4 protein-coding genes are annotated in these 3,962 nt (G+C 34.9%); all 4 read right to left on the bottom strand.

All coding sequences use genetic code 11. The features are described from left to right. Positions 1 to 34 precede the first annotated feature (34 nt). The 4 genes from H1A14_RS22915 to H1A14_RS22900 all read right to left on the bottom strand — a co-directional run bounded on the left by H1A14_RS22915 (position 35) and on the right by H1A14_RS22900 (position 3,810). Positions 35 to 448 (bottom strand): hypothetical protein, encoded by a 414-nt coding sequence (locus H1A14_RS22915; RefSeq protein WP_194778648.1) that lies wholly within the window; start codon positions 446 to 448, stop codon positions 35 to 37. Further along, positions 445 to 1,254: a hypothetical protein gene (locus H1A14_RS22910; RefSeq protein WP_194778647.1), complete on the bottom strand. Its 810-nt coding sequence runs from the start codon at positions 1,252 to 1,254 to the stop codon at positions 445 to 447. The genes H1A14_RS22915 and H1A14_RS22910 overlap by 4 nt, the downstream gene beginning before the upstream one ends. Before the next feature lie 194 nt (positions 1,255 to 1,448). Continuing rightward, the gene (locus tag H1A14_RS22905) at positions 1,449 to 2,285 is read right to left on the bottom strand and encodes a DMP19 family protein (protein WP_228527942.1); all 837 of its coding nucleotides are present in this window, start codon (positions 2,283 to 2,285) and stop codon (positions 1,449 to 1,451) included. Continuing rightward, on the bottom strand, positions 2,260 to 3,810 hold the full coding sequence (locus H1A14_RS22900; protein ID WP_194778646.1) for a HEAT repeat domain-containing protein: 1,551 nt from the start codon (positions 3,808 to 3,810) through the stop codon (positions 2,260 to 2,262). Before H1A14_RS22900 ends, H1A14_RS22905 begins: the two co-directional genes overlap by 26 nt. Positions 3,811 to 3,962 lie beyond the last annotated feature (152 nt).

The raw sequence follows: 3,962 nt of genomic DNA, 5'->3' as shown, positions 1-3,962 counted from the left end.
AGTGGCTGGCTTTCTGTTTATTTAGTATTTACATTCAATAATTTACCTTATCAAAGCTGTCATTTGGTGGCAATAAAAGCAAGTCATAACTTAGTATTTCAAAGGTGTATTTTTCATTTGTTTTAATTAAGTCTTTGATAAGCTTTTCTCTTAAAGGTCTTAAATCAACAACCGTCCACTTGTCCATTTTGCCAAGTTCTAAAAACATTCCTACAGACTCCCACCCTGATTTTCCAATTAGACTTTTCCCATTTCTATAAGCAACCATTTGACGAATAGAAAGAAATCCCGTTTCATTTTCCTCAGCTTTTTCAGTTAGGAATTTACCCAAATCATCAACTCTAAATGGAGAAATTCCCCTTGTTAAATGTACACTTCCAAGTTTAAGGAATACTTTGGGCTTTAATTCTTCTTGGGATCTGTAATAGGATTCAAAATTCTGCTTCATATAATTAGCCCTCTGTTGATTACTTGCTTTGCCTGTTGCCGATTTACAGTAGATATCCCAATTTCTCTAAGGTCAGAAATAATTTTGTCTGCTTCTGGTGTACCACCTAAAGCATCTAAACAAGTATTTATGATTTGATTGGACTGATACCAACAAGAGAGATTTGTGCCTCTTACTTTATTCCTAAAACGATATTTCTTTATTATTTTTTTTGCTTCTTCATAGTAAGCTTTTTGTGAATTAGTCGGGTTTTCTTGTAATCCATAAAGCCGATCCAATAGCATTTCAGGGGCGTAAACGAATTCTTGGTCTAACCCCCATATATTGTATTCCAAATCAAATGCTTTTTGTATAAAGACAGCGTCTTGTTTTTTGTTAACAAAAATTATAGGGGGTTTATTTCTACTCCCATATTGTCTGTTTAAAGTTCTTATTTCTCCCTTGAAGTTGTCGGAATTTGAAAATTCACTTAGGATATCTGCTGAGTTTGGCCCCACCTCTAAGGCGAAATTATCAAATCCTTTTCCCTTTAATACATCCAAAATTGCATCGGTAAATATACTTTTTTGAGTCGACCTATGTATTTCTGCTAAACCTACAAATTGATTTTCTCCAATGAAGGAAATCCATTTTTCTTGTGCTTCTTTATTCAGATTATTGTCTTTATCTATAGAAAAACGAAAGGCATATTCCTCCATCATTTCAGAGGTTAGTTCAACTTGGGAGAAAAGCTGATTGCTTAGAAGAATGAATATTCCAAAAAATATTTTTAAAAGCTGTTTACTTAAATATTCGATTAATTTCATTTTAATTTTCTGTTTGTGTTTTTTTAGCTTGCCACTAACGGCCCTGGCTTTGGCAAGTGCGGGACTTTGAAACCGAATCTTTGTCCGCCAGACAGGATGTTATTTAGTTGCAATATCTTCATATTTAAGCAGATAGCCCGCATTTTCTATTGCCGATGTTAGCGGTTCGGGCTTTTTCTTTTTCGTTTTGATTGTCAGTCTATAAATTCTTTTTTGTATTTTCTTATGTAGTCAACCTGAATTTGTTGCAAGTTTTCTGTCTTGTAAAGTTCGTAAAACTCCGTGTCAAAGTAGTTTAATGGATTTTCGTCATAGGATTTACTAAACCCTTCAAGTGTTCCATCTTGATGCTTGGTGATTTTTTCATTTTCACTTTCAAACGTCTTATTCGCTCTTTCAGTCAAGTCGGCAAATTTGTTTGCTCCAACAAGTTTTAAAGCTTCTGGTATATGTCTGTAAAATTGACTGTTTGAATTGAAGTAGAATTGGTTGTAACCCCCATTATTGACTTCTGCTTCTAAAATCCAAATCATATAAATTGCTTGTCTTGATTTGTTCCAGGACATCACCGTTTCATATTCTTTTTCATACTCGTTTGGTTGTTTTTCAGAAAGGTTGTCAAAAACCACTTGCAATAAATTCTCGTCTGAAGTTGTGTCAATAATCCGTTCTGTCAAATCTTTGTAAATAGGCCTGTTCTTAAAATCTTCAACTGAATTAGCGATTATTTCTTCCATTTCAGGCGTTAATTTTCCGTCATCATTCTTTGATTCTTCTGAACAGCCGAAGAAGTTTAGAATTGTTGATATTATTCCCATCGCTATTAATGTTCTTGTCATTAATGTCGTCTTTTTGCCTGACCGCGAACGTTTTGCCGCTTTGCGAAGGCCGGGATTTTCAGCACTAAACTTCATTAGATGCACAAAACTTGAATTTAGCACTTCACTTTCATAGAAGCACGAAACCCCCGCTTTTGCAAAACGGCTGTTACAAGCTGGCCTTCTGCTATTTGAAGTAAAAGTCAAGTCCATCTACCGGGTTTGTTTTAAAATATTGTTTGTCTTGGTGTCTCTTGTTTACGAAGCTGAAAATCTGTTTTGCTCTTTCAATTTCACCTTGTTTTGGTGTTGAGAATAGTCTTACTGCTCGTGTTCTCCAAATTTGTAAATAGCCAAACGCCAATTGTCTTATGTTCTCGTTTTCGTCAATTGTTCCAATCATTAAGTCGGGAATTGATGTCCAACCGCCAATTTTGTTGAAGAGTTTTAGCATTGACTTTTTTAAGTCATAATTGCCTGTTTTGTAAATGCTTTTTGCCTTTGTCAAAACTTCTTGTCTCGGAATGTGTGATAAAAATTCTATGATTACGTTTCTAAGTCCAAGATATTGGCTGTCAAGGTTCGCAAACGCAAAATCATAAGCACCTTCTTCATCAAGTTTGCAGAAAGCTAAAAATGCTGTCTTTTTTACCCTTACTTTTTTATTATCAAGGTATGACATAACCATATCCGAATACTTTTTGCCATCAGTTTCCGCAAGTCCGCTTAATGAGCCAATAACCTGATTGTTATTTTTTAAGTTGTCATTATAAAATTCTGTAAAATCAATGTTGGTCTGTTTAAGCGTAAATCTTGCAAAATGTCTTATCGTAGCTGAATTGTCCGCCAAAAATTTCTTCACAGTTGTTTCAAAGTCGGTTTGTTCTTTTAAGCAATAAAGTGTTTGTAGTCGAACATTCGCTGATTTGTCATTCAATAATTGTTCGATTTCTGCTTGCCCAAGTTTGTCAAAATGCTGTATTGGTAATTTCCTAATCAAAAAATGTTTGTCGGTTAAGAACAGTTTTAATTCTTGTGGATTATCGCTAAGCGAACTTGAAATGTGCCTTGCTAATAAAATTCTAAGTTTGTCTGGATATTTTTTGAAGCTGCCAATTACATATGCCCTGTTTGTGGAAGCAATGAACTCAACAATGTCTTGGTAAATTCCGCTTAGGTCTGTCCGTTCAACTTTTTGAAGCCACTCAAAAATTGGCAGATTTATGATTAAGCTGTCAATGTAATTGGTTGTTTTGTAGTTGTCAATTCCTTTTAGTGCAGCTTGTCGAACTGGTAAAACCCAATCAGCTAAGCGATAGATTAAAAATTGTATGGCTCTAGGACTGTCAACTTGTGAAAGTTTTTTAACTGCTTTTTCTCTTACGTATCCACTTCCGTTTAATGAACTGATTGCCAACAGCTCAACATATTGTTCTAATGGAAAGTTAGCTTCATAAAAATCAATGTTGCTTATTGAAATACTACAATGTTTAAGAGTGTCGTAATATCCCTTTTTGCTGTCAATCTTTTTAAATAGGTGAGTAATTGTCTTGGAAGTGGTTTCTCTTATTTCTTTGTTGTCGTCTTTTAGAAATTCTATCAAGCTGTAAATAAGACTTGGATAACCGTCACTGGCAATTTTAGTCAAGGCGTTGATTTTCTCTTCGGTGTTGTCCTTTGAGTAAAACCAAGTCTTGTTAGGTCGTCTTAAGACTTCTATGTATTGCCAAATTTCCATTTCTTACTGTGTCGTCTTTTTGGCTTGCTTGTAACGTTTTGGCGCTTGGTTCAGTGGCGGATTTCGGAGCACAAAACTGTCAATATAACACAAAAGTTGATACGAGGTAGAATTTTCAATTAGCCACTGAACCCGCTTTTTTGCCAAACCCT

It is taken from the genome of Pararhodonellum marinum (genome assembly GCF_015354735.1).
In the GTDB taxonomy this organism is placed as follows: Bacteria; Bacteroidota; Bacteroidia; order Cytophagales; family Cyclobacteriaceae; genus Pararhodonellum; species Pararhodonellum marinum.
The sequence above is the reverse complement of the archived record's forward strand: the minus strand, read 5'-3'. Positions and strand labels throughout refer to the sequence as shown.